Annotated in this window: 30 protein-coding genes; 20 read left to right on the forward strand and 10 right to left on the reverse strand. The window is 72.7% G+C overall.

All coding sequences use genetic code 11. The features are described from left to right. Positions 1–67 precede the first annotated feature (67 nt). Positions 68–1,282, forward strand: coding sequence for an FAD-dependent oxidoreductase (locus MTR79_RS00450; RefSeq protein ID WP_244788675.1), 1,215 nt, complete (start codon positions 68–70; stop codon positions 1,280–1,282). A gap of 119 nt (positions 1,283–1,401) precedes the next feature. Further along, positions 1,402–1,701 carry a hypothetical protein gene (locus MTR79_RS00455; protein ID WP_086705518.1) on the forward strand — a complete coding sequence of 100 codons (300 nt, stop codon included), beginning with the start codon at positions 1,402–1,404 and terminating at the stop codon, positions 1,699–1,701. 953 nt (positions 1,702–2,654) lie between these two features. On the opposite strand, the gene MTR79_RS00460 is transcribed toward MTR79_RS00455, so the two are convergent. After that, on the reverse strand, positions 2,655–4,736 hold the full coding sequence (locus MTR79_RS00460) for a SpoIIE family protein phosphatase (protein WP_244788677.1): 2,082 nt from the start codon (positions 4,734–4,736) through the stop codon (positions 2,655–2,657). An 83-nt stretch (positions 4,737–4,819) separates the two neighbouring features. Continuing rightward, positions 4,820–5,014, reverse strand: coding sequence for a hypothetical protein (locus tag MTR79_RS00465; protein WP_346089396.1), 195 nt, complete (start codon positions 5,012–5,014; stop codon positions 4,820–4,822). A 199-nt stretch (positions 5,015–5,213) separates the two neighbouring features. Between MTR79_RS00465 and MTR79_RS00470 the strand changes: the two genes are divergently transcribed. The 3 genes from MTR79_RS00470 (at position 5,214) to MTR79_RS00480 (ending at position 7,142) form a co-directional block, all read left to right on the forward strand. Next, on the forward strand, positions 5,214–5,810 hold the full coding sequence (locus MTR79_RS00470; protein ID WP_244788681.1) for a hypothetical protein: 597 nt from the start codon (positions 5,214–5,216) through the stop codon (positions 5,808–5,810). 73 nt (positions 5,811–5,883) lie between these two features. Beyond that, positions 5,884–6,435, forward strand: coding sequence for a SigE family RNA polymerase sigma factor (locus tag MTR79_RS00475; RefSeq protein ID WP_244788683.1), 552 nt, complete (start codon positions 5,884–5,886; stop codon positions 6,433–6,435). Next, positions 6,432–7,142, forward strand: coding sequence for a hypothetical protein (locus MTR79_RS00480; RefSeq protein WP_189363809.1), 711 nt, complete (start codon positions 6,432–6,434; stop codon positions 7,140–7,142). The genes MTR79_RS00475 and MTR79_RS00480 overlap by 4 nt, the downstream gene beginning before the upstream one ends. Positions 7,143–7,275: 133 nt before the next feature. On the opposite strand, the gene MTR79_RS00485 is transcribed toward MTR79_RS00480, so the two are convergent. The 3 genes from MTR79_RS00485 to MTR79_RS00495 all read right to left on the reverse strand — a co-directional run bounded on the left by MTR79_RS00485 (position 7,276) and on the right by MTR79_RS00495 (position 9,124). Next, a complete protein-coding gene (locus MTR79_RS00485) occupies positions 7,276–7,860 on the reverse strand; it encodes a TerD family protein (protein WP_048457094.1) in 585 nt (194 codons plus the stop codon). Between the two features lie 103 nt (positions 7,861–7,963). Continuing rightward, entirely contained in the window at positions 7,964–8,731 is a 768-nt protein-coding gene (locus MTR79_RS00490; protein WP_086705149.1) for a polysaccharide deacetylase family protein, read from the reverse strand. Positions 8,732–8,953: 222 nt separating this feature from the next. Next, complete coding sequence (locus MTR79_RS00495) at positions 8,954–9,124, reverse strand: hypothetical protein (protein ID WP_033276627.1); 171 nt, start codon at positions 9,122–9,124, stop codon at positions 8,954–8,956. 137 nt (positions 9,125–9,261) lie between these two features. On the opposite strand from MTR79_RS00495, the gene MTR79_RS00500 reads away from it, so the two are divergent. Next, positions 9,262–9,435 carry a CsbD family protein gene (locus MTR79_RS00500; protein ID WP_086705152.1) on the forward strand — a complete coding sequence of 58 codons (174 nt, stop codon included), beginning with the start codon at positions 9,262–9,264 and terminating at the stop codon, positions 9,433–9,435. 262 nt (positions 9,436–9,697) lie between these two features. Here the strand turns inward: MTR79_RS00500 and MTR79_RS00505 are convergent, their stop codons facing one another. Further along, positions 9,698–10,432: a translation initiation factor IF-2 gene (locus tag MTR79_RS00505; RefSeq protein WP_244788685.1), complete on the reverse strand. Its 735-nt coding sequence runs from the start codon at positions 10,430–10,432 to the stop codon at positions 9,698–9,700. A gap of 103 nt (positions 10,433–10,535) precedes the next feature. Then, a complete protein-coding gene (locus MTR79_RS00510; protein ID WP_244788687.1) occupies positions 10,536–11,309 on the reverse strand; it encodes a DUF3152 domain-containing protein in 774 nt (257 codons plus the stop codon). Positions 11,310–11,572: 263 nt separating this feature from the next. Between MTR79_RS00510 and MTR79_RS00515 the strand changes: the two genes are divergently transcribed. The 5 genes from MTR79_RS00515 to MTR79_RS00535 all read left to right on the forward strand — a co-directional run bounded on the left by MTR79_RS00515 (position 11,573) and on the right by MTR79_RS00535 (position 16,041). After that, entirely contained in the window at positions 11,573–12,265 is a 693-nt protein-coding gene (locus MTR79_RS00515; RefSeq protein WP_102639107.1) for a response regulator transcription factor, read from the forward strand. Positions 12,266–12,492: 227 nt separating this feature from the next. Then, positions 12,493–13,896: a HAMP domain-containing sensor histidine kinase gene (locus MTR79_RS00520; RefSeq protein WP_244793011.1), complete on the forward strand. Its 1,404-nt coding sequence runs from the start codon at positions 12,493–12,495 to the stop codon at positions 13,894–13,896. A gap of 53 nt (positions 13,897–13,949) precedes the next feature. Next, the gene (locus MTR79_RS00525) at positions 13,950–14,522 is read left to right on the forward strand and encodes a hypothetical protein (protein ID WP_244788689.1); all 573 of its coding nucleotides are present in this window, start codon (positions 13,950–13,952) and stop codon (positions 14,520–14,522) included. A 49-nt stretch (positions 14,523–14,571) separates the two neighbouring features. Further along, positions 14,572–15,339 carry an SUMF1/EgtB/PvdO family nonheme iron enzyme gene (locus tag MTR79_RS00530; RefSeq protein WP_244788691.1) on the forward strand — a complete coding sequence of 256 codons (768 nt, stop codon included), beginning with the start codon at positions 14,572–14,574 and terminating at the stop codon, positions 15,337–15,339. A 198-nt stretch (positions 15,340–15,537) separates the two neighbouring features. Then, positions 15,538–16,041 (forward strand): lamin tail domain-containing protein, encoded by a 504-nt coding sequence (locus MTR79_RS00535; protein ID WP_122214404.1) that lies wholly within the window; start codon positions 15,538–15,540, stop codon positions 16,039–16,041. Between the two features lie 552 nt (positions 16,042–16,593). Here MTR79_RS00535 and MTR79_RS00540 read toward each other — a convergent pair. Next, positions 16,594–17,007, reverse strand: coding sequence for an arsenate reductase ArsC (locus MTR79_RS00540; protein WP_086704394.1), 414 nt, complete (start codon positions 17,005–17,007; stop codon positions 16,594–16,596). A gap of 101 nt (positions 17,008–17,108) precedes the next feature. Here MTR79_RS00540 and MTR79_RS00545 point away from each other — a divergent pair, with 101 nt between their 5' ends. Beyond that, the gene (locus MTR79_RS00545) at positions 17,109–17,417 is read left to right on the forward strand and encodes a metalloregulator ArsR/SmtB family transcription factor (RefSeq protein WP_086704396.1); all 309 of its coding nucleotides are present in this window, start codon (positions 17,109–17,111) and stop codon (positions 17,415–17,417) included. Next, a complete protein-coding gene (arsB, locus tag MTR79_RS00550) occupies positions 17,414–18,523 on the forward strand; it encodes an ACR3 family arsenite efflux transporter (protein WP_280518286.1) in 1,110 nt (369 codons plus the stop codon). The genes MTR79_RS00545 and arsB overlap by 4 nt, the downstream gene beginning before the upstream one ends. 244 nt (positions 18,524–18,767) lie before the next feature. Here arsB and MTR79_RS00555 read toward each other — a convergent pair whose 3' ends face one another. Continuing rightward, positions 18,768–19,133, reverse strand: a complete 366-nt coding sequence (locus MTR79_RS00555) for a metalloregulator ArsR/SmtB family transcription factor (RefSeq protein ID WP_048457262.1) — start codon at positions 19,131–19,133, stop codon at positions 18,768–18,770. A gap of 227 nt (positions 19,134–19,360) precedes the next feature. Between MTR79_RS00555 and MTR79_RS00560 the strand changes: the two genes are divergently transcribed. The 5 genes from MTR79_RS00560 to MTR79_RS00580 all read left to right on the forward strand — a co-directional run bounded on the left by MTR79_RS00560 (position 19,361) and on the right by MTR79_RS00580 (position 23,049). Then, a complete protein-coding gene (locus tag MTR79_RS00560; RefSeq protein ID WP_244788693.1) occupies positions 19,361–19,528 on the forward strand; it encodes a hypothetical protein in 168 nt (55 codons plus the stop codon). Positions 19,529–19,578: 50 nt separating this feature from the next. Further along, entirely contained in the window at positions 19,579–20,934 is a 1,356-nt protein-coding gene (locus MTR79_RS00565) for an NAD(P)-binding domain-containing protein (RefSeq protein WP_086704399.1), read from the forward strand. Between the two features lie 27 nt (positions 20,935–20,961). After that, complete coding sequence (locus MTR79_RS00570) at positions 20,962–21,414, forward strand: ArsI/CadI family heavy metal resistance metalloenzyme (RefSeq protein WP_086704400.1); 453 nt, start codon at positions 20,962–20,964, stop codon at positions 21,412–21,414. A gap of 209 nt (positions 21,415–21,623) precedes the next feature. Then, positions 21,624–22,019 (forward strand): MerR family transcriptional regulator, encoded by a 396-nt coding sequence (locus tag MTR79_RS00575; protein ID WP_244788695.1) that lies wholly within the window; start codon positions 21,624–21,626, stop codon positions 22,017–22,019. Positions 22,020–22,125: 106 nt separating this feature from the next. Then, positions 22,126–23,049 carry an NADP-dependent oxidoreductase gene (locus MTR79_RS00580; protein ID WP_244788697.1) on the forward strand — a complete coding sequence of 308 codons (924 nt, stop codon included), beginning with the start codon at positions 22,126–22,128 and terminating at the stop codon, positions 23,047–23,049. A 234-nt stretch (positions 23,050–23,283) separates the two neighbouring features. Here MTR79_RS00580 and MTR79_RS00585 read toward each other — a convergent pair whose 3' ends face one another. After that, the gene (locus MTR79_RS00585; protein WP_086704405.1) at positions 23,284–23,502 is read right to left on the reverse strand and encodes a hypothetical protein; all 219 of its coding nucleotides are present in this window, start codon (positions 23,500–23,502) and stop codon (positions 23,284–23,286) included. A 369-nt stretch (positions 23,503–23,871) separates the two neighbouring features. Here MTR79_RS00585 and MTR79_RS00590 point away from each other — a divergent pair, with 369 nt between their 5' ends. Then, on the forward strand, positions 23,872–25,209 hold the full coding sequence (locus MTR79_RS00590) for a hemolysin family protein (protein ID WP_086704407.1): 1,338 nt from the start codon (positions 23,872–23,874) through the stop codon (positions 25,207–25,209). Continuing rightward, positions 25,206–26,225, forward strand: a complete 1,020-nt coding sequence (locus tag MTR79_RS00595) for a hemolysin family protein (RefSeq protein WP_086704408.1) — start codon at positions 25,206–25,208, stop codon at positions 26,223–26,225. The genes MTR79_RS00590 and MTR79_RS00595 overlap by 4 nt, the downstream gene beginning before the upstream one ends. Positions 26,226–26,583: the final 358 nt, after the last annotated feature.

Genomic DNA, 26,583 nt, shown 5'->3' on the forward strand with positions numbered 1-26,583 from the left:
GGGAGGTGTCAGGGATCGGCGGGCTGCCCGGTTCAAGGGGCGAACCAGTCGACGACAGGAGCCTGCCATGCAGCACCGCATCATCGTCCTCGGAGCCGGATACGCCGGAGCCTCCGCCGCCGGACGCCTGGCCAGGCGGCTGCACCGTGACGACGTCTCCCTCACCCTCGTCAACGCCGAGCCCGACTTCGTCGAGCGGGTCCGCAACCACGAGCTGGCCACCGGACGTGAGCTCCCGCACCGGCCGCTGGCCGACGTGCTCGCCGGGACCGGCGTCGACCTGAAGGTCGCCCGGGTCACCGCCGTCGACGTCGACCGCAAGGTCGTCGCCGTCACCGCCGACGGCGGCGCCGAGGAACTGGCGTACGACACGCTCGTCTACGCCCTCGGCAGCCGCTGGGACGACCACGGCGTCCCCGGCGCCGCCGAGCACGCCCACGAGATCGCCGGACGGGCCGGCGCGCTGCGGGTGCGTGAGCGGCTGGCGGCTCTCGCCGCCGGGCAGCCCGTGGTCGTGGTGGGCGGCGGCCTCACCGGCCTGGAGGCGGCCACCGAGATCGCCGAGTCGCGACCGGACCTGGAGGTCACCCTCGCCGCCCGCACCGGCCTCGGCGACTGGCTGTCGCCCAAGGGGCAGGGCCATCTGCGGGCGGTGTTCGACCGGCTCGGCATCACCGCGCGGGAGGACGCCGAGGTCACGGCCGTGGAGGACGGCCGCGTGGTCACCGCGGACGGGACGGTCCTGCCGTCCGCGCTCACCGTGTGGACCGCCGGCTTCGCCGTCCACCCCATCGCCCGCGCGACGACCCTGAAGGTCGGTGACACCGGTCAGATCGTGGTCGACGACACCATGCGCTCGGTCTCGCACCCGGACGTGTACGCCGTCGGCGACGCGGCGCTGGTGCAGGGGCCCGGCGACAAGCCGCTGCGGATGTCGTGCGCGACCGGAACACCCACCGCGTGGCAGGCCGCCGACGCGATCGCGGCCCGCCTGACCGGCGGCAAGCTGCCGCACGTGCCGCTGCGGTACTTCAACCAGTGCATCTCGCTCGGCCGCAAGGACGGACTCATCCAGTACGTCACCGCCGACGACCGTGCGAAGAGCGCCGCGCTGACCGGCCGCGTCGCGGCCCTCTACAAGGAGCTGGTCTGCAAGGGCGCGGCCTGGGGTGTCGCCCACCCGACCCTGGGCCTCCCCGGCCGCCGTCGCCGGGTCACCCACCCCGCCCCGGCGGGATCCGCGGCCCCGGCACCGGCCCCGGCACCGGAGTCGGCGGCCTGACTGCCCCCTCACGGTCCGCACCTCACGCGCCCGCCGCTCCGGCGGGCCGTGAGGTGTGCGGGCATCCGACCGGGGAACATGAACATGCCGACCCAGGCGCCGACGAGGAGTCCTTCCCCATGACCGGACACCCGGACCGCCCGCTCCTCCGCCGCCTCTACGGCGACGCCTTCGCCCTCGCCTACCTGGGCATCTGCGCCGCCCTCACGGTGTGGGCGTTCGCAGCGAGCGCGGGTGAGAACGAGGACGCGTCCCTGGCGGGCGTCATCCCGGTCCTCGCCACGGCCCCGGTCAGCATCGCCGCCCTGGCCCTCCCGGGTGGCCCGCCCGCCTTCGTCCTCGCCGTGGCGGCGGGAGCACTCGTCAACGCGGCGCTCATCGCCTGGTGCTCCCGCCGCCTGCGCGGCGGGAAGCGCTGACGCGGGAGGAGGCGAGGGCGCACCTGCCGAGGACGGCGCCGCGCTCGCCCCGCCGCTGTCGACAGGCACCGGGACGCGGGAGCCGCCGCGGCACGGGGTGCATGTCGGGCCCGGCGTCGGCCCGCCTGCGCCCACCTCGGCGCACGCACGGGCGTCCACGGGAAGGAGGGCCGTTGCCGATGCCTGCCCGACGAGGGGCTGGGCGCCGTGGCGGCACAGCGCGCGCACCCGGGGGCGGCAGCTGCCGCGCGCGAGGGACCCGCCGACCGGCGCCGGTCCCGACGGCCCGCCGGACACCTGGGAGCGACACGGCACCCCAGGCGTGCGGGAGACGCCGCTGCACATGGCGCGCGTGTGGACCGGAGCCGCGCGCAGGGCCTGCGCGCATCGCGGCGCACCGCATCCGCACCCGGGCGCTCGGGCATGCGGAGCGCAGGCGGAGGGGTCCTGTCCGCACCACATGGTGTGCGTGTGGATCGGAGCCGCGCGCACGGTCTGCGCGTACCGCATCCGCACCCGGGCGCACGGAGCGCAGGCGGAGGGGTCCTGTCCGCACCACATGGTGCGCGTGTGGATCGGAGCCGCGCGCACGGTCTTCGCGTACCGCACCCGCACCCGGGCTCGGGCACGCGGAGCGCAGGCGGAGGGGTCCTGTCCGCACCACATGGTGTGCGTGTGGATCGGAGCCGCGCGCACGGTCTTCGCGTACCGCACCCGCACCCGGGCTCGGGCACGCGGAGCGCAGGCGGAGGGGTCCTGTCCGCACCACATGGTGCGCGTGTGGACCGGAGCCGCGCGCACGGTCTGCGCGCACCGCACCCGCACCCGGGCGCTCGGGCACGCGGAGCCCGGGCGGAGGGGCCCCGTCCGGACGGCTCGCTGTACTCCGCGCCCCGGCGCCCCCACCCCGCGCCCCGGGTGATCGCGCGGACTAGGTGACTCGGAAGCGCCCCTCACATCCCCGCCGTGTCGAACACGTCCACCGCCGCGAAGAGGTCGTCCGGCGTCTTCTCGCCCAGGCGCTGTTCGGACCAGATCGTCTTGTCCTGGCGGCCGTGGCGTACGCCCCAGTGGGCGCTGAGGCGCATCACGATGTACAGGCCGCGTCCGCCCTCGTCGCCGGCGCGGGCGTGGCGGAGGTGAGGGCCCGCGCTGCTCGCGTCCGTCACCTCGGCGAGCAGGCGTCCCTCGTCGTGGATGAGGCGCAGCCGGACCGGGCCCTCGCCGTGCAGGATCGCGTTGGTGACGAGTTCGCTGACGATGATCTCGGTGGTGAAGGCGCAGTCGTCGAGACCCCAGGCGGCGAGCTGCTGGCCGACGAGCCGGCGGGCCGTGCCGACGACGGAGGCGTCCGCGGGCAGCGTCCAGTCGCCGATCCGGTCGGGCGGCAGGCACTCGGTGCGGGCGAGCAGCAGGACGGCGTCGTCGTGGCGCGAGGGTGCCATGCGGTAGACGGCGGTGTCGCACAGCTCTTGGAGCGGCCGCGACGGGGTGGCCAGCACGTGCTGCAGGCGGTGCACGGCGTCCGCGTCGCCGTCGCCGTCCTCCTCCGCTCCCAGCAGCCCGTTGGTGACGTGCGCGATGAGGCAGCCCGGCGGGAGCTGGGTGACCGCCGGGACGTACGCGGCGCCGCCCTCCGAGCCCAGTGGCGGGCCGAGCGGCACCTCCACGTGGATCGGCGAGCCGTCCGGATCGACCAGGACGGGGGCGGGGTGTCCGGCCCGCGTCATGGTGCACTGCCGGGAGACCGGGTCGTAGACGGTGACCGCGCAGGTCGCCAGGTAGGGGTGTGCCCCGCTGGAGTCGACGGCCGTGAGCTGCCCGGCGACCTCGTCCAGATGGGTCAGCACCTCGTCGGTCTCCAGGTCCTGCAGCGCCAGGGTGCGCAGCGCGACCCGCAGCTGCCCCATGGCGGCCGCGGCCTCGATGCCGTGACCGGCGACGTCCCCGACGACCAGCGCCACCCGGGTCCCGGACAGGGGGATGACGTCGAACCAGGCCCCGCCCGCGCTCTCCGGCAGATACACGTGCGCTGTCTCCACCGCCGACAGCCGCGGGGTCACGCCCGGCTGGAGCCGTCGCTGGAGGGTGGACGCCACGGCGTGCTCACGACGGTAGCTGCGCGCGTTGTCCAGGTGCACGGCCGCGGTGGCGGCGGCCTGCCGGGCCACGTCCAGGTCGGCGTCCTCGAAGGCGTCGACGCGGCCGCGGTACAGCGTCAGCAGCCCCAGCACGGTGTCCCGCGCGGTGAGCGGCGCGACGATCATGGAGTGGACCTTCCGCCCGAGCAGGGCGGCGAAGCCGTCCGGGTCCGTCGCCAGCCACGGGTCGTCCGGAGTGACCTGCACCAGCCGCGCCTGCGCGTCGCTGAGGGCCTGCGTGTACGGCGTGGGGTACGGGAAGGGACGGCTGTCGCCGGTGCGCCGGGACGGCTCGACGGAGTCGGGGGCGGCGAACGCGATGCGGCGCAGCGGCACGGACGTCGGCAGGGGACCGGACGGGGGCGCCGCCCCGGAGAGGTCGTCGTCCAGCAGGTCCACGGAGGCCGCGTCGGCGAAATCCGGCACCAGCGCGTCGACCAGGGCGTCCGCCGTGGCCCGCACGTCGAGCGTGGCGCCGACGGTCCGGTGCACCGCGCTGAGCACGGCGAGGCGGTCCGCCGAGGCCTGCCGCTCGGTCACGTCCTCCACCACCCCCACCAGACCGGGCCCGCCGCGCAGCGGGAACAGGGACACCTCCACGGCGAGCGTCCGGCCCGGGTCGGACGGGGAACGGCCCCGCAGCAGCCGTCCGCGTACCGGCTCACCGGTCGTGAGCACCTCGTCGATCAGCAGCCCCAGCACCGGTTCCGTGTCGGGCGCGAAGTCCCGCACGTCGTGGCCGACGACGTCTTCGGACGGCAGGGCGCGCACGCCGCGCGCGGACGGGTTGTACCGGGTGACCTTGCGGTCGGCGTCGAGCACGAACAACCCCTGGGGTGAGCCGGCGAACAGCGCGTCCAGCACCGCGGCGTCGTCGACGGGACCGTCCGGCACGGCACACTCCCTTCGCGGGCCATTCCCCTTCCGGCCTTCTCACCTTCTCGCATCACCCGCGCGCGGCAACTCGGCCGGTCGGGTCACCGCGCCCGCAGCACCGGCACCGCCACGTCGTCACCGCGGTGCGCGCCGCGCCGTACGTCGTCGACGAGCACGTCGGCGAGACCCTCCGCCTCCAGGTCACCGGCGCCGGCAGGCCGCGCGGCGAGCGCGTCGACGGGGTCCAGGAGGCCGGTGCCGGGCGCCTCGACCCCGTCGGTGGAGAGGACCGGCACGGAGCCGGGCGGCGGGTCGACGCGGGTGCACGGTGAACGACGTGGGCCGGCGGCCGAACACGGCGGCCCGGTGGAAAACTCCCCGGCGGGTGTCATCCGGCGGGCGGGGGTCCGGGGTTTGTACGGATGGAGAGGCGCCCTCCGTCCGACAGACCGCCTGGGCCCGCAAGGGCCCCGTGTTCCACGAGGAGTTGCCCGCATGAAGCGGACCCTGAAGTACCTGGCCGGTGCGGCCGTCACGGCCGCGGTGGCCGGCATGGCCACGGTGTCGTACGCGGCGCCCCACGACACGGCCGGCCGGGCACCGCACTCCGCGACGGTGACGGCGGCCGCCCCGGCCGCCGCCCCCGCGGCCGCGGCGAAGCACGCCCCCACGCCTCGCATCGTCCAGCCGGGCGAGCGCGTCACCGGCGCGCCGGGCTTCGAGCTGTGGCTGACGCCCGAGGGCAAGCACTGGACCACGCCGGACATGCCGGAGGGCCAGTTCCGCAGCGTCGTCGACGGCAACGTCGACCTGAGCAGCCCCGGCGTCTCCGTCCAGTCCGAGGGCACCCCGGAGCGCGTCTACCTCTCCGGCCTGTACTACGGCGGCAAGGGCACGGCGTCCAGCGTCGAGCTCCGTACGGCCGCCGGAACCCTTCAGGGCGAGCTCATCGAGCTGCCCGGCCGTCCCGGGTGGGGCGTCTGGTACGCCGTCGCCGAGCCCGTACCGAACGACGGCTCCTGGAGTTTCGTCTCGAAGGTGACGGTCCGCAACACCAAGGGCAAGGTCTACGCCTCGATCTCGCTGCGCTGACCCCGCGGGCGGGGGACCGGCCGGTCCCCCGCCCCGGCCGACTCCCCCATACCCGACGCAGAGGAACCTGTCCGTGCCGCACGAGACGTCCGCCGCCTTGCCGGAACACCCCGACTTCGCCGCCTACGCGGGCGCGGCCTGGGCCCGTCTGGTGCGGACCGCCCTCCTGCTCACCGGGGACTTCCACGAGGCCGAGGATCTCGTGCAGACCACGCTGGCCAAGGTGTACGCCCGCTGGGGACGCCTCCCGCCGGACGAAGTCGACTTCTACGTCCGGCGCTCCCTGGTCAACAACAACATCAGCCGGACCCGCAGACGCCGGGTCACGCATCTGCTGATGCCGTTCCTGCCGGAGCGGGTGCACCAGTCCGACCAGGGTCACGCCGAGTCCGTCGAGTCCCGCGCCGCGATCACCGAGGCGCTCGGCTCGCTGTCCACCCGGCAGCGGACGGTGCTGGTGCTGCGGTACTGGGAGGACCTGCCGGAGACCGCCATCGCCGAGGTGCTCAACTGCTCGCCCGGCACGGTCAAGACGCACGCGCGGCGCGGTCTCGAGGCCCTGCGCTCCCATCCCGCGTTCGCCGCCGCCGAGCGCCCGCACCCCCTTCCCGGAGCCCGCCCATGAATCACCTCGACCCCGGAGCGGAACGGGACGCCGAGCCCGCCGAGACCGGACGCCTGCGCGAGGCCCTGGCCGCCGCCGCGTACGACGTCACCCCGTCCCGGGTGCCGCTGGCCGCAGTGGAACGCCGCGGCCGGATGATCCGCCGCAGGCGCCGTACGACCGTGCTCGGCGCGGGCTGCGCCGTGCTCCTGGCGCCGCTTGCCTTCGTCACGCTGCACGGCCCGGACGACGGCGACCGGGTGACGCGCCCGGCCGCCACGGTGTCCGCCTCGCCCGCGCCGTCCGCCTCACCGACCGTGTCCGCGCCGACGCCGCGCATCGTCGAACCGGGCGAGCGGGTGACGGCGGCGCCGGGGTTCGTGCTGTGGCTGACGGAGGAGGGGAAGCACTGGACGACGCCGGACGTCCCGGAGGAGGACCAGTTCCGAAGCGTGGTGGACGGCAACATCGACAGGACGAGGCCCGGAGTCTCGTTGCAGATCGAGGGGACGGACGGCAGGGTGCTGGCCTCGGGCGTCTACTACGGCGGTGAGGGGACGGCGTCGGTCGTCGAGGTCGCGTCGGAGGACGGCCCGGTGCGCGGCAAGCTGCTGGAGTTGCCCGGCCGGCCGGGGTGGGGCGTCTGGTACGCCGTCACCCACTCGGGTGTCGAGGCGCCGGTCACCGTCCGCGACACGGAAGGCCGCGTCTACGCCACGCTTCCCTGACGGGGGAACGGGGGAACGGGGGAACGGGGGAACGGGGGAACGGGGGAACGGGGGAACGGGGGAACGGGGGAGGGCGGCCACGACACCCCCCAGCCGGTGTCGTGGCCGCCCGTTTCCCTGCTTGCCCACGCGCCTACTTGCTGACGGCGAACCGCATCAGGGCGTGCTCGTCACCCTGCTTGATCTTGCCGGTCTCGTTGATCACCTGGAGCTTCCAGCTGTTGCCGACCTTCACGGCCTTGGCGACGGCGCAGCCGTTGTCCTGGCTGAGCATGCTCGGCCAGATGTCGGCGACCTGCTGGCTGCTGCCGCCGGTGGAGTCGTAGACCTTGAAGCTGATGTTGCGGGCCTTCTGGAAGGAGCTGCCCTTCTTGTAGGCGGCCGCGACGAACACGATCGCGGTGATCGCGCCGGGCAGGCGGGAGAACTCGACGGTCACCGTCTCGTCGTCGCCGTCACCGTGACCGGTCTGGTTGTCGCCGCTGTGCAGGAGGGAGCCGTTGCCCATCGGGTCGAGCGAGTCCAGGCCGGCCAGCCGCACCGGGTCGCTGCCGGACATGGCGATGGCGATCAGGTCGAGGTCCGTACCGGTCTTGCGGCGCAGCTTGCCGAGCACTCCGCCGCTGGCTCCGGCGGTCGGGTCCCAGGAGACGCCGATGGAGAGGTGCGTGACCCCGTCCAGGTCCGCGGGGCCGTCTTCCTTGGTCAGCGTGATCATGAACGAGCCATCCTTCGTCGACGGGTGTACGGCCCTGAGTCTGCCTGGCGCCGCTCCATCCTGAACAGGCGGGTCTGCCCTGAAACGCGATTGTTGCGGACGGTCAACGCACCGGGAAGCCGAAGGAGCGGCCCTCCTCCTTCAGCCAGGGCAGCACGCGGCGCAGCGCCTCGACGGTCTGCGCGCGGTCGCCTCCGGCGTCGTGGAAGAGGATCGTCGGGCCGTTGGGCAGCTCCCGCCGCACGGTCTCGACGATGGAGTCCGCGCCCGGCTGCTCGAAGTCCTTGGTGTCGACGTTCCAGCCCAGCGGGCGCATGCCGCGGGAGGCGGCGACGGCGCGGCTGTGCGGGGTGAACGCACCGCCGGGCGCGCGGTAGTAGAGGGGACGGACGCCGCCGGACGCCTCGGTGATCATGCGCTCGGCGTCGAGGATCTCCTTCGACTGGTACGCCTCGGACTTCCGGTCCATGGCGGTGTCGTGGGAGACGGAGTGGTCGCACAGCACGTGCCCGTCCGCGACGATCTCCTTGACCAGGTCGGGATGGGCCTGCGCCTGGATGCCGGTGAGGCAGAAGGTGGCCTTCACGCCCTCCTCGCGCAGCAGCTCCAGCACCTGGGGCGTCCAGCGCGGGTCGGGGCCGTCGTCGATGGTGATGTTGACGCCGCGCGGGCCCGCGTCGGAGGCGTGCGCGATCGTGGAGGAGACCCGCTTCACGGCGGCGGGCTTCGCGGACGCGCCGGCCTCCGGGGTGCCGTTCACGACGTCGGCCTGGGCGGTGTACACCGAGGCGCCGACGGCGAGCATCGTCACCCCGAGCGCGGCCCCGACCACCTTGCCGTACCAGCTCCGTCCACCGCCGTGCCGCGCCATGTCCCGCCCCGCTTTCCTGCTGTCGCTCGTCGCCCGCGTCCCGGACTTCTCCGGGAACCACTGGGCAGGACGGGACACGGACGTCCCCGGATGCGTCCGTTACGGATCACGGACACATCCGGGGACGTTCGCGGACAGAAGGGGGGCCTCGCACGGACCGGGGGCCCGGTCACCGTGGTGACCGGGCCCCCGGGGGGTGGTGCGGTGGCGCGGTGCGGCGCGTCACCAGCGGTACCAGCGGCCGCGACCACCGCCCGCGTTCGTGGAGCGCATGACGAAGCCGAGCAGCCAGATCACGAGGACCGCGATGGCGATCCACCACAGGACCTTCACGGCGAAGCCGGCGCCGAAAAGGATCAGGGCGAGAAGCAGAACGAGCAGCAAGGGAACCATAGTTATCGACCTCCTGCCGCTCCGTTTGCCCTCGACCCGCAGCCACACACCTCTCCGTCGCCTTGTTTGTGAAGGAGAAGTGGGGGCACCCGTCAGCTCACGACACAGTGCCCGAATGCTACGAGGAGGCATGTCCCGTGAGTGCCGGTGAGAAGGCCAAGGCGAAGACCGAGCAGGCGAAGGGCAAGGCCCAGGAGGCCCTGGGACGCGCCGCCGGGGACGAGCGCATGGAGTCGGAGGGCCAGGCCACGAAGAGCAAGGGTGACGCCCGCGAGGCCAAGGAGAAGACGAAGGACGCGTTCAAGCACTGACCCGCTTGGCGCGCGCCCGTGCGGGGCCGCCCCGCTGCACAACCGGGGCGGCCCCACACGGGCGCGCGTTGTTTCAGGTACCCCGGGTGGCGAGGCTGGGCGGTGGAGGCCGTAGGTGGTGCCGAGGACGACGTCGGCGGCGGCCCGGAGGGCGATGACGAGCCCGACGCCGACGCCGGTCGCCGCGTCGCTCGCGGAGTCGCGGAGGTCCAGGTCGTGACCAGCGCGCCCGCGGCACTGCTCGGGGTGCCCCCGGGACGGCTCAGTGCGGCGGCGGCAGTGGGTGCAGGGCGTTGCGGGCCGAGCAGCCGCCTTCGCCGGGCATGCGTTGGACGCGGGGAGGCATCCAGACGTCCGTCTCGCCGGGGCCGACGACGGCCAGGACGCAGTCCGTGGGGGAGTAGCCGTCGGACGGCGGGGACAGCAGGATGCCGACGCGGCCGTCCTCCGTCCGCACCTCTGTCGTGATCGCCGGGTCCATGTCCAGTGAGGCGAGGACGCGGCGCACCTCGGCCTCGTCCACGCGGCCGCCCTCCGGGACGCGCGGCAGGTGCGAGCCGACCGCGTCGAACGGCACCTGGGGCGGTTCCGGCGGCGGGGCGAAGCGGAGGGGCGGGCCGTCGGGGCAGTCGGCCTCCCGGGCCTCCTCGCCCCACTCCACGCTCGGCGACACCCGTAGGGAGAAGCACCGCCGCACGGTGATCGTCTGCGCGTCGAGGCCCGACTCGAGCGCCGAACCGGTGGTGCGGACGATCAGCTCGACACCCTCCCCTTCGTGCGTTTCGGCGCCCGTGACCCGCAGCACCTCCACCCCGTCCATGGCCGACGCCGCGTACCCCACTTCGTCGGCCGTGCGCGGCCGTTGGCTGTCCAGGCGCTTGCCGACGTCCGTGGCCTCCGCGCGTGCGACGCCGGCCGCCTTCTCGTCGCCCGACTCGATCAGTCCGCACGCCGTGAGAGCCAGCAACACCGGTGTGAGCAGCAGGAGTCGACGCATACGCCCACCCTGCGCCGCACCCGGCGCGGCGCGCATCCGTACGGGTACTCAGATTCCACGGCGGAGGTGGGCCGGTCGGGGCCGCCCCGACGAGGGCAGGGCGTCACGCGGCCGGTCCGGTGACGAGGCGGCCGTCCTCGTCGTACGGCCAGGCGTTGGCCACGCAGCCGTGGAGGCCCTTGATCTGCTGCATCATCACGGGCGCGAGCCGCCCCTCTCCGCCGCAGGTCATGTGGGAGTGGCCGAGGAAGTGGCCCATCTCGTGGTTGATGATCAGCGCGCGGTAGTCGTGGATCGGCCCGTCGAAGGTGGGGGAGCCCTCGACCCAGCGCCGGAGGTTCACCACCACCCCGTCCGGCACCTCGCAGTTGTACTCGCCCCCGGTGTCCTGCCCGATGCCCTCCCAGCACAGGGCGTCCGCCGTGGCGGGGGTGGCGATCTTGATCGAGAGGTCGTGCGGGGCGCCCGCGCCCACCAGCCGGAACGCGTTGTCCGGGTCGTGGGTCCAGCCGCGCGGGGCGGCAAGGATCCCGGCGATCTCGTCGGCCGCCTCCGACGGCGAGACGTCCAGCCCCTCCTCGACCTCCACGACGTACCGCAGCGGCCGGGACCCCTCGCCCACCGTCTCCCCGCCCGACCGCGCGGTGACGAACGTCCCGCTGCCCCGCTCCGGCACCTCGGTCGTGGTCCGGGTCGGGGAGGGGGAGGCCGTAGTGCGGGCGGGGGGCGGTGACGGAGGAGAGGCAGGCGTGGGGGTGGCCCGCGAGGGTCGTGCGTCCGGAGCACCCTGCCGTGCGTCGCCCCCGTCCCACAGCCCGTCCCGCAGGAAGGCACCCGCGCCCAACAGCGCCACCGCGAGCAGCACGGTCAGCAGCACACGCCCCCGTCTGCGGGGGCGTACGCGGCGGCGGGAGGACGGCCGTCGCCCGCCGGTGCGGCGAGCGGCCGCGCTTCTGCCGGTGGGGGGTGCGGATGGCCCCTCACGCACCGAATCTCGTGCTGAACGCATGGCAGGTCAATCTGGTCGTCCCAGTTGATCGCCCTGAGCCCACGAGATCACGGAACGGTAACGGCGGTCCGTTGTCCGGGATCCAGGGCGTCCGCGTCTCCTGCTCACCCTGCCCTGCTTACACTGCCGCAATGCCACGGATCCTGATCGTCGAGGACGACTCCATCGTGCGACAGGCCGTGCGTCTGGGCCTGCGGCACCAGGGGCACGAGGTCGTCGCGGTGGAGACGGGCGAGGAGGGGCTGGAGCAGCTCCGCGCCGTCCGTCCCGACGTCGTCGTGCTCGACCTGATGCTGCCCGGCATGTCCGGCCTGGACGTGTGCCGCCGGATCAGGGAGCGCGACCAGGTGCCGGTCATCATGGTCACGGCACGGGGCGACGACATCGATGTCGTCCTCGGCCTGGAGACGGGGGCGGACGACTACGTGGTGAAGCCCGTGCAGGCGCGGGTCCTCGACGCGCGCATACGCGCCGTCCTGCGCAGACAGGACGCCTCCCCGCCGGACGGCGCCCGGCCCCGGCCGGAGACGCACGGCGACCTCGTCGTCGACCGCGCCGGGCTGGAGGTGACCCACCGGGGCGAGCCCGTCACCCTCGCCCCCTCCGAACTGCGCCTGCTGCTCACCCTGTCCGCGTCCCCGGGCCAGGTGTTCAGCCGCCAGCAACTGCTGGAAGCGGTCTGGGAGCACGGCTACCACGGCGACATACGCCTCGTGGACGCCTGCGTGAAGCGCCTGCGCAACAAGCTCGGCGAGGGCAAGGACCCGCGCTACGTGCAGACCGTCCGCGGCTTCGGCTACCGCTTCGGCGCCGGCCGCGCGTGAGGGTCGACCCGTCCGCGGAGCCGCGGAACGCCCTGGAGCAGGGGAACACCCCGGAGCCGCGGAACACCCCGCATGCGCGGAACACTTCAGACCCGGACCCGGACCCGGACCCGGGCCTGGCGCCGCTCGCCGGCCCCCGCCGCCTCCTCCGCGCGGTGGTGTCCCGCATCCCGCTCCCCCTGCGCGGCCTGCGCTCCCGCCTCCTGATCTCCTTCGTCCTGGTCGCCATGGCCAGCTCCCTCGGCACCGGCGCCCTCGCCTTCCGCGAGGCGCGCACGGGAGTCCTCCAGCAGAGCCAGGACTCCGTCATCAACCGCTTCCGCGCGAGCGTCGAGGCCGTCGCGCCCGCCGTCCCGCACGCCCCCGCCGCCTCGGACCTGCAGTGGACGGTCAACCAGATCATCCACGACAACCGGCTGTCGGGCTGGCGGGTCATGGCCACCTACGGCGACCGCCGCGCGTACGCCCCCACGCCCCGCTTCACCCAGCCCAGCCCCGAGATGCTGCGCTCCGTGCGGACGCGGCGCGCGGCGGTGTTCCAGCGGGTGAACGTCGACGGCAGCCCGCGTCTCCTCGTCGGTATGCCCATGACGTACACGGCGGACGAAGACCAGGTGCAGCGGCTCTCCGGGGTGGTGATGTACCTGGAGGTGCCGCAGACCGCGGAGGAGGGGTACGTCGAGGCGATGGTCAGCGGCATCGAACGGGCCACCCTGGTGGCGCTGTGTCTCGCCGTCGTCCTGGCGCTGCTGGCCGCGAGCGGCGTACTGCGCCCCGTACGGGCCCTGCGCGGGGCGACGCGCAAGATGGCCGCGGGCCGGCTCGACGTACGGCTCGAGGTGACCGGCTCCGACGAACTGGCCGACCTCTCCCGCTCGTTCAACGAGACGGCCGCCGAACTGGAGCGGACGGTGGCGGAGCTGCGGCGCCTGGAGGCGCGCGGCCGCCGTTTCGTGGCGGACGTCTCCCACGAACTGCGTACCCCGCTGGCGGCGATGACGGCCGTCACCGACGTGCTGGACCAGCGGGTGGAGGGCGAGACGGGTGAGGCGCTGCGGCTCGTCAGCGAGGGCACGCAGCGGCTGAGCGTGCTGGTCGAGGACCTGATGGAGATCTCCCGCTTCGACGCGGGCGCGGCGCGGCTCAACCGCGACGACATCGACCTCGCCGAGTCCGTCCGGCGCACGGTCGCCTCCCGCTGGCGCCCGGAGGAGGTCGAACTGCGGCTGCCCGCCCCGGGCGAGCTCCGCGCCCGCGTCGACCCGCGCCGGCTCGACGTGGTGACCGCCAACCTGGTCGGCAACGCCCTGCGCCACGGCGAACCGCCGGTCCGGGTGACCCTGCGAGGGCGGGAGGACAGGGCCGTCCTCGAGGTGACCGACAACGGCCCGGGCATCGCGGAGGAGGTGCTGCCGCACATCTTCGAGCGGTTCTACAAGGCGAGCACCTCACGGACGAGGAGCGGGAACGGCAGCGGGGACGGGGACAGCAGCGGCCTCGGCCTGGCCATCACAGCGGAGAACGTCCGCCTCCACGGCGGCCGTATCCACGCGGTGAACCACCCGGGCGGCGGGGCGGTCTTCACGGTGGAGCTGCCGCTGGACCTGGACGACGAGAGAGGCGCGGAGTGAGACGGGGAGTGGGGCGGGGAGAGGGACGCGGGGCGAGGCTGTTCGTGGCCCTCATGGGGCTCACGGCGCTGACTGGGTGCGGAGTACCGACGTCCGACGTCATCGAGGCGGGCGCCCCGGCGACCGGGATGCCGGGGCCGGCCCCGACGGAGGAACCGGCGGCGCCGGCCACCGTCCCGCTCTTCTTCCTCACGGACGGCGAGCTGACGGCGTACCCCCGCCCGGCGACGGACGCGGCCGACCTGACCTCGGTGGTCCGCCTCCTCCTCGAAGGCCCGAACGAGAAGGAGGAGGCGATGTCGGCGACGACGGACCTCCCGCGCCTGTCGGGCGCCCCGTCGGTGACGGTGACCGACGGCTTCACGATCGCGGTGACCCTCCCGGACACTCCCACGCCGGTGACCCGCGAGGCCCTCCTCCAGCTGACCTGCACGGTCCGCTACGCCTCCCCACGGTCCCCCACGGTGGTCCCCCATCCGCCGGACACCCCCGAGGAAGCGGCCCGCCCCGTCCCCACCCTCCAGGTCACCGGCACGTCCTGGACGATGACGTCCCCGACCTCGGCCTGCCGGACGGAACCGTCGGCCGAGACCGGAGGCGGTGGGCCGTTCCACGGGGGCGGCTGACCGGCGACTCGAACCCGTGTGTCAGTCCCCGTTGCTACCGTCCGGCGCCATGTGGTCGAAAGAGACGGTGGCCGGAAGACCGGCGTGGCGGCACGTTCCCTCGGGAGTGGTGTTCCGGGAGGTGCCCGGCGGGACGTTCCGCATGGGCCTGTCCGACGAGGAACTGAACGCGCTGCGCGCCCTCGGCGAGGCCGACGCCTCGGGCAACTCCCTCGAGTACTTCCTCGCCGGCGCCGCCCGGATGCGCCCGGTGCGGGAGGTGCGGGTCGAGCCCTTCCTGATCGCCCGCCACCCGCTGACGGTGGCGCAGATGCGGAACTGGCTGCCCGAGTACGAGGACGACTACGCCGAGTCCGAGGGCACCGTGGCCCGTGTGACGGACGACGATCTGGACGCCCTGCTCGAGGCGTTGCCCTTCCGGCTCCCGAGCGAGGCGGAGTGGGAGTACGCGGCCCGAGCGGGCACGACCACACTCACCTTCCGCGGCAACGAGATACCGGACGAGGACGAGATCCTCGACGTCTTCGCCGACGAAAAGCGTGTGGCCGCGTCCGAGAACGCCTTCGGGCTGGCAGCGACGGGATGCGCGAACGAGGTGTGCGCCGACGTGTGGACACCGCACTACGAGAACGCGCCGTCGGACGCACGCCCCCGGACGGGCGACGGCCTCCGAGTGGTCCGCGGAGGCGGCGCCGACGTTTCCCCCTGGCAGGGCTGCGACGAGTGGCTGCTCCTGCTCTCGGCGTTCCGCTCCGCGTGCGACATGTTCACCGCGGTCCGCCCGGTGGCGCCCTTGCCGGTCGTGGGCGGCCGCTAGGCCGCCCGGCGTCGCCGGCCCGTGGCGCGGCGGCGCTCAGCCGACTGCTCGTTCCGGGACGGCAGTTGCAGGGCAGTCAGGAGCGCCTGAGGACTTCCTCAGTGGCCGACTGTCACAAATTCTTCACGTTGACATCATCGCATGAACACCTTATGTAGGCTCCGGATGCTCCATTCGCACCACTGAGGGGGGAACCTCATGATCATCCGGCGCACCGTTTCCGCTGCCGCCACCACCGCCGCCGTGGCCGCGCTCGCCCTCACCGCGGCGATACCGGCGCACGCGGCCGAGTACTCCTCGGCGCTCAAGATCAAGGGTGTGCAGTACGACGCCCCCGGGCGGGACTCCAACAAGTGCTCCGGCGGGAACACGAAGAACGAGTACCTGACGATCAAGAACTACTCGAAGAAGTCGAAGGTGAACCTGAAGGGCTACAAGGTCAGGGACAAGGCCGGCAACACCTTCGTCTTCAAGTCGAACCACATCCTGGAGCCTGGCGACTACGTCCACCTGCGCGGGGGCCGGGGCACCGACTCGGACGGCAAGAACGTCGTGTACCGCCAGAACTGCAACTTCATGTGGAACAACGACAAGGACACGATCTACTTCTACAAGCCGGGCGGCACGCCGGCCGACATCCACGCCTACACCAAGAAGGCGCACGACAAGGACGGCAACGGCTACATCAAGTACCACGGCTGACGGCGCGTCCGCCTCGGCACGGAAGGGTCCGGGGTCGTCGCCCCGGGCCCTTCCGCTGTGCCGGCCCAGGCGCGCCCGAGCGCCCCGCCCTCCCTCCGCCCGCGCCGGACCGACGCGACCCCCGCGCGACGCGACCGCCCCCGCCGCCAGCGCCCCTCCCCCCCACGAGCACCACCAACGCCGGCCAGGCGTATGCCGTCTGCGTCAGCGTCCCCGCCCGGGACGGACATCAGCAGACCGGCCGGCGAGCCGAGCTGGGTGAAGACGAGGACCGGCAGCGCCGGCGGCAGCAGCCGCACCGCGCGCGAGCCGGCTGGCGAAGCGTGTGTCCGCGGTCGCGCCGAGGGCCGGGGTTCCCGGCAACTGGCCGTCAGTCAACGCCTGAGGATTGACGGAGGCCGGCCTGCCGAGCCTTGGGCGCCGCGGTACCCGAGCCTGGTTCACGGTGGACCACGACGGACTGAACGAGGTCCGCGCGATCCTGGAGGCGGCGGTCGGCAGCGCGGTGCCGGGGGCCGATGACGAGTACCTCGCGAACGTCCGTCGCCGTGTTCATGATTGCGGCTGCGGCGCGATCTCCTTGATCAGGTCCTCGACCAGCACCCTGATCTCGTCGCGGATCGGGCGGACGGCCTCGACGCCCTGGCCGGCCGGGTCGTCCAGCTGCCAGTCCAGATACCGCTTGCCCGGGAAGACCGGGCAGGTGTCGCCGCAGCCCATGGTGATGCAGACGTCGGACTCCCTGACCGCGTCCACGGTCAGCACCTTCGGCACCTCGGCGGAGATGTCGACGCCGACCTCGCGCATCGCCTCCACGGCGGCCGGGTTGACGTTGGCGCCCGGGTCCGAGCCGGCGGAACGGACCTCGACGCGGTCCCCGGCCAGGTGGGTCAGCCACGCGGCGGCCATCTGCGAGCGGCCGGCGTTGTGGACACAGACGAACAGCACGGAGGGCTTGTCGGACATCAGGAGGTCTCTCTCGTCTCGCTTGTCTCGCGACGGCATCAAACACCGATGAGGCCGACGCCCGGTGATGTCAGTCACCACTGATGTGACAGTATCAGCGCATGATGATGTCAGTCGACACTGACCTGATCCGGGTTCTGGCGGACCCGCTCAGGCTGCGCATCGTGACCCTGCTCGCCCAAGAGACGCTGTGCACCACCCACCTCGTGGAGGAGACGGGAGCCCGGCAGACCAACCTCTCCAACCACCTCAGGGTGCTGCGCGAGGTCGGTGTCGTCGAGACGGAGCCGTGCGGCCGCTACACGTACTACAGGCTCCGTCCGGACGTCATCGCCTCGCTCGCCGGCCAGTTCGCCGAGCTGGCCGAGTCCGCCCGCACCGCCGCCGAGAACAAGAGGGCCTGTCCGTGACCCGCACCGACGCACCCGCGACGACCGCCGGGGAGTCCTCCGTCGTCGCGAAGCTGTCGACGCTCGACCGCTTCCTCGCCGTCTGGATCCTCATCGCCATGGCGGTGGGCCTCGGCCTGGGCCGAGCCGTCCCCGCGCTGGACGACGCCCTCGCCAAGGTCGAGATCGGCGGCATCTCCCTGCCGATCGCCGTCGGCCTGCTGATCATGATGTATCCGGTGCTGGCCAAGGTCCGTTACGACAGGCTCGACGCCGTCACCGGCGACCGCAGGCTCATGGCCTCGTCGCTGGTGACCAACTGGATCGTCGGCCCCGCGGTGATGTTCGCGCTCGCGTGGATCTTCCTGCCCGACCTGCCCGAGTACCGCACCGGTCTGATCATCGTCGGACTGGCCCGCTGCATCGCCATGGTCATCATCTGGAACGACCTCGCCTGCGGCGACCGTGAGGCGGCGGCCGTCCTGGTCGCGCTGAACTCGGTCTTCCAGGTGCTGGCTTTCGGCCTGCTCGGCTGGTTCTACCTCGACCTGCTGCCCGGCTGGCTCGGCCTGGGCGACGGCGAACACCTGGACATCTCCATGTGGAAGATCGCCCTGAACGTCGTCATCTTCCTCGGCGTCCCGTTGCTGGCCGGCTTCCTCACCCGCCGCATCGGCGAGAGGAAGCTGGGCCGCGAGACGTACGAGTCCGGCTTCCTGCCGAAAATCGGCCCCTGGGCGCTCTACGGCCTCCTCTTCACGATCGTCGTCCTCTTCGCCCTGCAGGGCGGGACCATCACCTCCCAGCCCCTCGACGTCGCCCGCATCGCGCTGCCGCTGCTGGTGTACTTCGCCGTGATGTGGGCCGGGACCTTCCTGCTGGGCAAGGCGATCGGCCTCGCCTACGACCGGACGGCCACCCTCGCCTTCACGGCCGCCGGCAACAACTTCGAGCTGGCCATCGCCGTCGCCATCGCCACCTTCGGCGTCAGCTCCGGCCAGGCCCTCTCCGGCGTCGTGGGACCGCTCATCGAAGTGCCCGTCCTGATCGGCCTGGTCCACGTGTCCCTGGCCTGGCGCAAGAAGTTCAATTCGCCCGCCCTGACCACTGAGCGCCCTGACCACTGAGCGCCCTGACCGCTGAGCGCCCTGCCTGGACTGCCGCGTCCGGGGAGCGTGGACGAGCCACGTCTGCGCGCCCCCGCGGCCACGGCGACTGGACCGGCGCCGCCTCCGCGACTCTCGTCGGCGTCGGACGACCGGCCCATGACGGGGCCCGCGCTGCCGCCGAACTCCCCGGCGCGGCACAGTGATCCGCGTGCGAACAGGCGCGAGGGCGCGGGCGCGGCGATGAGGGGCGTGACCGAGCGGGCTACCGGACGGCGAGCAGTTGTCCCATCGCGGCCACCACCGACGGTTCGACCCGGTAGTAGACCCAGGTGCCGCGGCGCTCGGAGGTGAGCAGGCCGGCCTCCTTGAGCTTCTTGAGGTGGTGGGAGACGGTCGGCTGGGAGACGCCGACGTCGGAGATGTCGCACACGCAGGCCTCACCGCCCTCGTGGGATGCGACGGCCGAGAAGAGGCGCAGCCGTACCGGGTCCCCGAGCGCCTTGAACATGCGCGCCGTCCGCTCGGCCTCCTCGGCGGTGAAGGGGCGCTCACTCAACGGCGGGCAGCACGGCGCCACGGCGTCGGGGCCCTCAGGTTCCAGAAGCGGTAGCGCCTTGACGTTCGACATACGTCTATGTTGACACACGTCGAACCAGGGTGCCCAGGGTCGGCGGGTGTGGAATCGGTAGGCGAGACGGCCGACGATGCGGCTGGCGCCTCCGATCGCTGCGGCGTCCGCGTCCTCCATGGCCGCACCCTCCCGATTTCGATGCATGTCTATCTTGACGCTCATCGAAGCAAGTGTCATGCTGGCGGCACAAGCTATCGACGAACATCGAAGTAAGGAGCCGGGAGATGGCGGCCGCCTCGAACCGGAGCGTCTTCACCCGCTCCGCCGCCCGCCGCATGGCCGGCGTCCACTTCTGCCACAGCTGCGCCCAGGTGTGCGACAGCGCCCGCCGGGCCCGGACTCAGCGCCGCAGCGCACAGCGTGCGTCGGCACCGCACGCCCCCCTCCGCTGAGCCGCCCCCGTTCCGACTCCCCCGAGCGACGAACCGAAGGAAGCACCGTCATGGAGAAGCAGAACCTGCCCGTCGTGGTGGTCGGAGCCGGCCCGGTCGGGCTGGCCGCCGCCGCGCACCTCGTGGAGCGCGGTATCGAGCCGCTGGTGCTGGAGGCCGGCGCGTCGGCCGCGACGGCCGTACGGGACTGGGCGCACGTCCGCCTGTTCTCCCCCTGGGCCGAGGTCACCGACCCCGCCGCCGAGAAGCTGCTGGCCCCGACCGGCTGGACGCGCCCCGACGGGACGACGTACCCGACCGGCGGCGACTGGACCGGGCAGTACCTCCAGCCGCTCGCCGACGCCCTCGGCGACAAGGTCCGCTACGGGGCCACCGTCACCGGCGTGGCCCGGGCCGGCCGCGACCGGATCGTCGACTCCGGCCGCGAGGAGCAGCCCTTCACCGTGCACATCCGGACCGCGGACGGCGGCGAGGAGCGGATCACCGCCCGCGCCGTCATCGACGCCTCCGGCACCTGGTCCACCCCCGGCCCGATGGGCGCGAACGGCCTGCCCGCCCTGGGGGAGAGGACGGCGGCCGACCGCATCTCCTACCGCGTCCCGGACCTCAGGGACCCGGCGGTCCGGGCCCGCCACGCCGGCAGGCGCACGGCGGTCGTCGGCTCCGGCGCCTCCGCCTTCACCGCGCTCGCCCTGCTGGCCGACCTGGCGAAGGAGGAGCCGGGCACGCACGCGCTCTGGGTCCTGCGCCGGGGCATCGGCGAGGCCACGTACGGCGGTGGTGAGGCCGACCAGCTCCCGGCCCGGGGGGCACTCGGCCTGCGGGCCAAGGCCGCCGTCGAGGACGGACACGCGAGTGCCGTCACCGGTTTTCGCACCGAGGCGGTCGAACGGGACGACGAGCGGCTGGTCCTGGTCGCCGAGGACGGCCGGCGCCTGGAGCCGGTCGACGAGGTCATCGTCCTGACCGGCTTCCGCCCCGACCTCTCCTTCCTCTCCGAGCTCCGCCTGGCGCTCGACGAGCGCCTTGAGGCCCCGACCGCGCTGGCCCCGCTGATCGACCCGAACGTCCACTCCTGCGGCACGGTCTACCCGCACGGCGTGAAGGAGCTGTCCCACCCGGAGCAGGGCGTGTACCTGGTCGGCATGAAGTCCTACGGCCGCGCCCCCACCTTCCTCGCCCTGACCGGATACGAGCAGGTCCGCTCCGTCACCGCCGCCCTGGCCGGCGACCACGAGGCCGCCGAGCGCGTCGAGCTGACCCTGCCGGAGACCGGTGTGTGCGGCGGCGCCGGCCTGTTCGACGAGCCCGGCACCGCGCAGGGCGACGAGGGCGGCGGCTGCTGCGCTGCCCCGGCCACGCTGCGGATCGGCACCGGCGCCCCGGCCGCCTCCGGCGGCTGCTGACACACCACTCCCTCAAGGAGGTTCACCATGTCCCGCGTGCAACTCGCCCTACGGGTCCCGGATCTCTCCGCTTCCCTCGCCTTCTACACCAAGCTCTTCGGAGTCGAGCCCGCCAAACTGCGCGACGGCTACGCCAACTTCGCCATCGCCGAACCCCCGCTCAAGCTCGTTCTGATCGAGGGAGAGCCGGGCACGCCGACGCGTATGGATCACCTCGGGGTCGAGGTCGACAGCACGGAAGCCGTCCACGCGGCCACCACCCGGCTGAGCGAAGCGGGACTGGCGACGGCCGAGGAGAACGACACGGCCTGTTGCTACGCCCTCCAGGACAAGGTCTGGGTCCACGGCCCCGGCCAGGAACCCTGGGAGGTCTACGTGGTCAAGGCCGACGCCGGCACCCTGACCAAGCGGAGCGCCGGCCCTGCCGACGCCGACGCCGATGCCGGTGACGGGGAACCGGCCGCCGCCGGCTGCTGCTGACCCGCCGACGGCCGACCCGCACACCAGTGAGGCCGTGACCGGAACAGGGGACCGGTCACGGCCTCGCGCCGCCCCGCCCGCCCTGTGCGTACCGGCGTCTTCTCCACAGCCCTGTCGTGTCGGCGGTCGCAGGCATGCGCGTCGGCACGCGAGCGTCCCTGACTCGACGGCGGCCTGAAGCTGGAACACGCGGGCGTAGGCTCTTCGGGATGCGGATAGGCGAGTTGTCCAAGCGCACGGGCGTGAGTCCGCGCTCACTTCGGTACTACGAGGAGCAGGGCCTCCTGACCAGCTCACGCTCCGACGCGGGGCAGCGTCACTTCTCCGGTACCGCGGTCCAGCGCGTCTTTCTGATCCGGCAGCTGTTCGACGCGGGTATGTCCAGCAGGGTGATCGCGACTGTGCTGCCGTGTGTGGACGTTCCGGGTGACCTGGGTGTCGCCGAGGAGACGTTCACGGCGATGATGCGCGAGCGCGACCGGATCGACGCCGACATCGCGCACCTGGTCGGGACCCGGGAGGCACTCGACGTGCTGATCAGGGCCAACAGCCGACACCGGGCGGAGCTGTCCACGGCCCCGGAAGCGGTGGCACAGGCGACCTGATGCTGTGATCTGCGTCTCAGCCGGTTGCCCCTCACATCAATGTCAGAGGTGAGGATGGCGACAAGACCCGGAATCACCGGGCCGGTCGTACGAGAGGCGGCGGAAGATGGGGCAGGCGTGGGGTTTCGGCAGGTATGGCGGGCCCGAGGTGCAGGAGTTCTTCGATCGTCCCGACCCTGTCCCCGGTCGCGGCGAGGTGCTGATCCGGGTCGGCGTCGCCGGCGTGAACCCCCTCGACCACCTTCTGCGCTCGGGTCTGGTCGACGGGCTCGACGGCGGACGTCCGTTTCCCCGCGTGCTGGGCATGGAGGCAGCCGGAACCGTGCTCGCCCTGGGCGAGGACGTCAACGGACTGAAGCTGGGTGACGCGGTCTTCGGCTTCGCGCTCACCGGTGGCGGCACCTACGCCGAGACGACGGTGCTGTCCGCGCCGAACACCGCGCGCATCCCGGAGGGTCTGTCCGCGGCCGTGGCGGCAACGCTGCCAGTGGCCGGGACGACCGCGGTGGACGCGCTCGACCAGCTCGGCCTTCCGGCAGGTGCCACGGTCCTGGTCAACGGGGTCGGGGGCGGGGTCGGTCTCGCCGTCGCCCGGCTGGCCGTCGGGCGCGAGCTGCGTGTGATCGGCACCGGGAGTGCCGGCAAGCGCGAGCACGCCGAGGCCATCGGGGTGCGGTTCATCGACTACACCGCCGAGGACGTCGCCGCCGCGGCACGCGAGCTGGTTCCGGACGGCTTCGACGGGATCGTCGACCTGGCCGGAGGCGCCTCGCTGCGGACGGTCGCTCCGCTGGCCCAGGATCCCCGCACCGTCATCGCCGTGGGTGATATGTCGGTGACCGATCTCGGTGGGCGTTTCGTCGAGCGTCGCGTCGACCGCGAGAACCTGGAGCGTTCGGCCCGGCTGGCCCTCGACGGACTCCTCGCACCCGTCATCACCGCGGTCCATCCGCTCTCCGACGCCCCGGCCGCCCTCGCCGCCGTCGAGAACGGTCACACCTCGGGCAAGGTCGTCATCAAGGTGGCATGAGAAGCGCCCGGCCGTCCGACGCCGTCGGCCGCCCCTGCGGACTGGCGAGGACCGGTGGTCAGCGCGTCATCAACTGAGCACGTCCACCTGTACGACGAGCTGAGCCGGTCCGGCGCAACCCGTGCCGGACCACGGGTGCCGGCAAGGACAAGGCTCCGCATACGGGCGTGTGATTCAGCAGGAAGGTGCCGTCCGCCCGGAGACAGACGGCACTACGTCCCTTGCCCCGGCCGGCTACTTGGCCGCTTCGAGCGCGGCGAGGGCCTGCGCCCAGCGGACGTACTTCAAGTCGGCCAGGTCCGCGACGGTCTTGACGCCGAACGCCTCCTGGAGCAGCTCGCCGTCGCGGTCGGAGACACCCTTCAGCGCCGCCACGGGGGCGGCGAGTATCTCCTGCAGGCTCTTGTCCGCCCATGTCTTGTCCAGCACCTTGTCCAGGTCGATCGAGGCCATGTGTGTCGTCTCCATAGTGCGCGGGCCCGGGTCGCCCCAGGGCCTGTTTCTACAAACGAGTAGAAGCATAGAGTTGCCTCGGCGGATCAGGAGCGCCCTGCGGGTTGCCTCGCCGGGAAAGGCCGAAATCCGCCCCCGGGTCGACCAGAGGCTGCTCGGCGCGACGGCCGTTCGCTGGTGGTGGTGTGCCGGGAATGAGGGGACACATGCCGGGGGTGGGAACCTGGTCCAGCCAGAAACGTTCTGCTGTCTGCACGTACAGGTAAGGAGCCGGCGCTTGTCCGCCAGATCGACGGGCCCTTCGGGGCTCGGTCCTCAGCCGTTCCGCGCACGGTTTGTCGAGCAGGGCCCGCGGCGGGGTGGTGAGGGATGAGTGCTGTGGAAGCGTGGCTGGGTGTGCTGGCCGTGTTCGTACTGACCGCGGGAACCGGCTACTTCGTCGCGCAGGAGTTCGCCTACGTCTCGGCCGACCGGCTCGCCCTCGCGCGGGAGGCCGACGAGGGCGACAGGAAGGCCGGCCGTGCGCTGAAGGTGCTCGAGCGGCTGTCGTTCATGCTCTCGGGCGCCCAGCTCGGCATCACGGTGACCGGCCTGGTCGTCGGCTTCATCGCCGAGCCGGCCGTCTCCGCGCTGCTGAGGCCGGTGCTGTCCGGTCTCGGTGTTCCCGACGGCGCCGTCACCGGCATCTCGGTGGTGCTGGCGTTCGTCCTCGCCACGGTCGTGCAGATGGTGCTGGGGGAGTTGGCGCCGAAGAACCTCGCCATCGCCGTGCCGGAACAGCTGGCCAAGGCACTGGCGGGCTCCACGCTGGCCTACCTGAAGGTGGTCGGCCCGGTGGTGCGCGTCTTCGACGGCTCGGCGAACAGGCTGCTGCGCAAGATCGGTATCGAGCCGGTCGAGGAGCTGCACCACGGCGCCACACTGGAGGAGCTGGGCCATCTGATCGGCGAGTCCCACGACCAGGGACAGTTGCCCCGCCAGACGGCCGAGCTGGTCGACCACGTACTGGAGTTCTCCGAGCGGACGCTGCGCGAAGTGATGGTGCCGCGCGTCGACGCGGTGTTCGTCCGCAAGGACGCCACGGCTGCCGAGGCCATCGAGCTCGTCGGAAGGTACGGCCACTCCAACTACCCCGTGCTCGGAGACCATCCGGACGACGTCGCGGGCGTGCTCGGGGTACGGGAGCTGATGGGCGTGGCCGCCGAGCGGTTGACCTCCAGCAGGGCCGGCTCGCTGGCCCGGGGGCCCCTGCTCCTGCCGGACACCCTGCCCCTGCCAGCCGCCGTGGAACGGATGCGGGAGCGGGACGACGAGTTCGCCGTCGTCCTCGACGAACACGGCGGGGTGGCGGGCGTCGTCACCTACGAGGACGTCGCCGAGGAGCTGGTGGGTGATATCGCCGACGAGTCGGACACCGTCATCGCCGTCGCGGTGCCGGACGGGGCCGGCTGGCTGGTGGACGCCGGGCGCCGGCTGGACGAGGTGGCCGGTGTCACCGGCGTGGAGCTGCCCGAGGAGGACGACTACGAAACCGTGGCCGGCCTGGTCGTCGACCGGCTCGGCCGCTTCCCCACCATCGGTGACCGGCTCACCGTGGAGCTTCACGCCGGCGGCAGCGTCCTGATCGACGTACGCACGCTGGACCGGCACGTCCCGGAACGGGTCCGGATCGAGCGGCTGGCCGACAAGGCGGAGGAACAGGCATGAGTTTCCCGATGGCGCTCTTCGTCACCGTGCTGCTGCTCATCGGCAGCGGATTCTTCGTCGCCGCCGAGTTCGCCCTGGTGGCCGCCAAACGGCACCGCATGGAACAGGCGGTCGCTGAGGGGCGGCGCGGCGCCAAGGCAGCACTGGCGGGGATGCGTGAGCTGTCCCTGATGCTGGCCGGTGCCCAGCTCGGCATCACCGTGTGCACGCTGGGCCTCGGCTCTGTCTCCAAGCCCGCGATCTCCCACGAACTCGACCCGCTGCTGCACAAGCTCGGTCTGCCCACCGCGCTCAGCTACGGCATCGCCTTCGCCGTGGCCATGATCGTGGTCGTCTTCCTGCACATGGTGCTCGGCGAGATGGCGCCCAAGTCGTGGGCCATCGCCCATCCCGAGCGTGCCGCGATGCTGCTCTCCCCGGCCTTCCGGGCCGTCGCCACCGCCGTACGCCCGCTCATCCGGATCCTCAACCGCGTCAGCAACGCGCTCGTCCGGCTCTGCCGGGTCACCCCGCGCGACGAGCTGGCCTCCGTCCACAACCGTGAGCAGCTCACTCACCTGGTCGAAGAGTCCGAACGGCTCGGCCTCATCAACGAGACCGACTCCGAACTGCTCACCCGCTCGCTCACCGAGCCGGAAACCCCGGTGCGCGAGCTCCAGATCCCGGCCGCCGCCATCACCGCGGCCGGCGCCGACGCCGACGCCGAACAGATCCTGGCCCTGGCCACCGCCAGCGACCGCACACGGCTTCTGGTCCGCGAGGGCGACGTCGTGCTCGGCTCGGTGCACGTCCGCGATGTCCTGGTCGCCCGCTCCCAAGGCCGGCCCACCACCGCACGTGCCCTGGCGCGCCCGGTGCCCGAGCTGCACGGCGAGACCACGGTGGCCGAAGCGATCGAGCTGCTGCGCCGCCGCCGGGCCACCCTGGCGGTGGTCCGCGACGGCTCAGGCGAGCTCGTCGGCATGGTGAGCCTGGACGACCTGCTGGCCCGCTACCTCCAGCCCCGCCCGGCCTGAACAGCCACCTGATGCCCGAGCGCCCGAGGCCGTCCTGGGGCGCTCGCACGTATCCCTTCGGGCGCGGCCGACGGCTCACCCCTGCGCCGACGTATCGATGACGCCCGCCGGGCCCTGGACGCACTGGAGCAGGAACTCACCCGATCCGTGCCCCACCCACCGACGCCGACCGACCGGTCGACGGCCACCGTCGCCCGGAGGCAGGCATGAGCGGACGGAGAGGGCCGTGACGGCACGCGGCTCGATCGTGACGAAAGCGGCCCTCGCCACCAGGGCAAGGCGTGTCGTGTCCGGCTGCTCCTCGGTGGTACATGACAGTCGACTTCCGCCACCGCCTGACACCGATGAAGGATGATGC

It is taken from the genome of Streptomyces sp. BJ20, from assembly GCF_022869105.1.
GTDB classification, from domain to species: Bacteria; Actinomycetota; Actinomycetes; order Streptomycetales; family Streptomycetaceae; genus Streptomyces; species Streptomyces griseoincarnatus.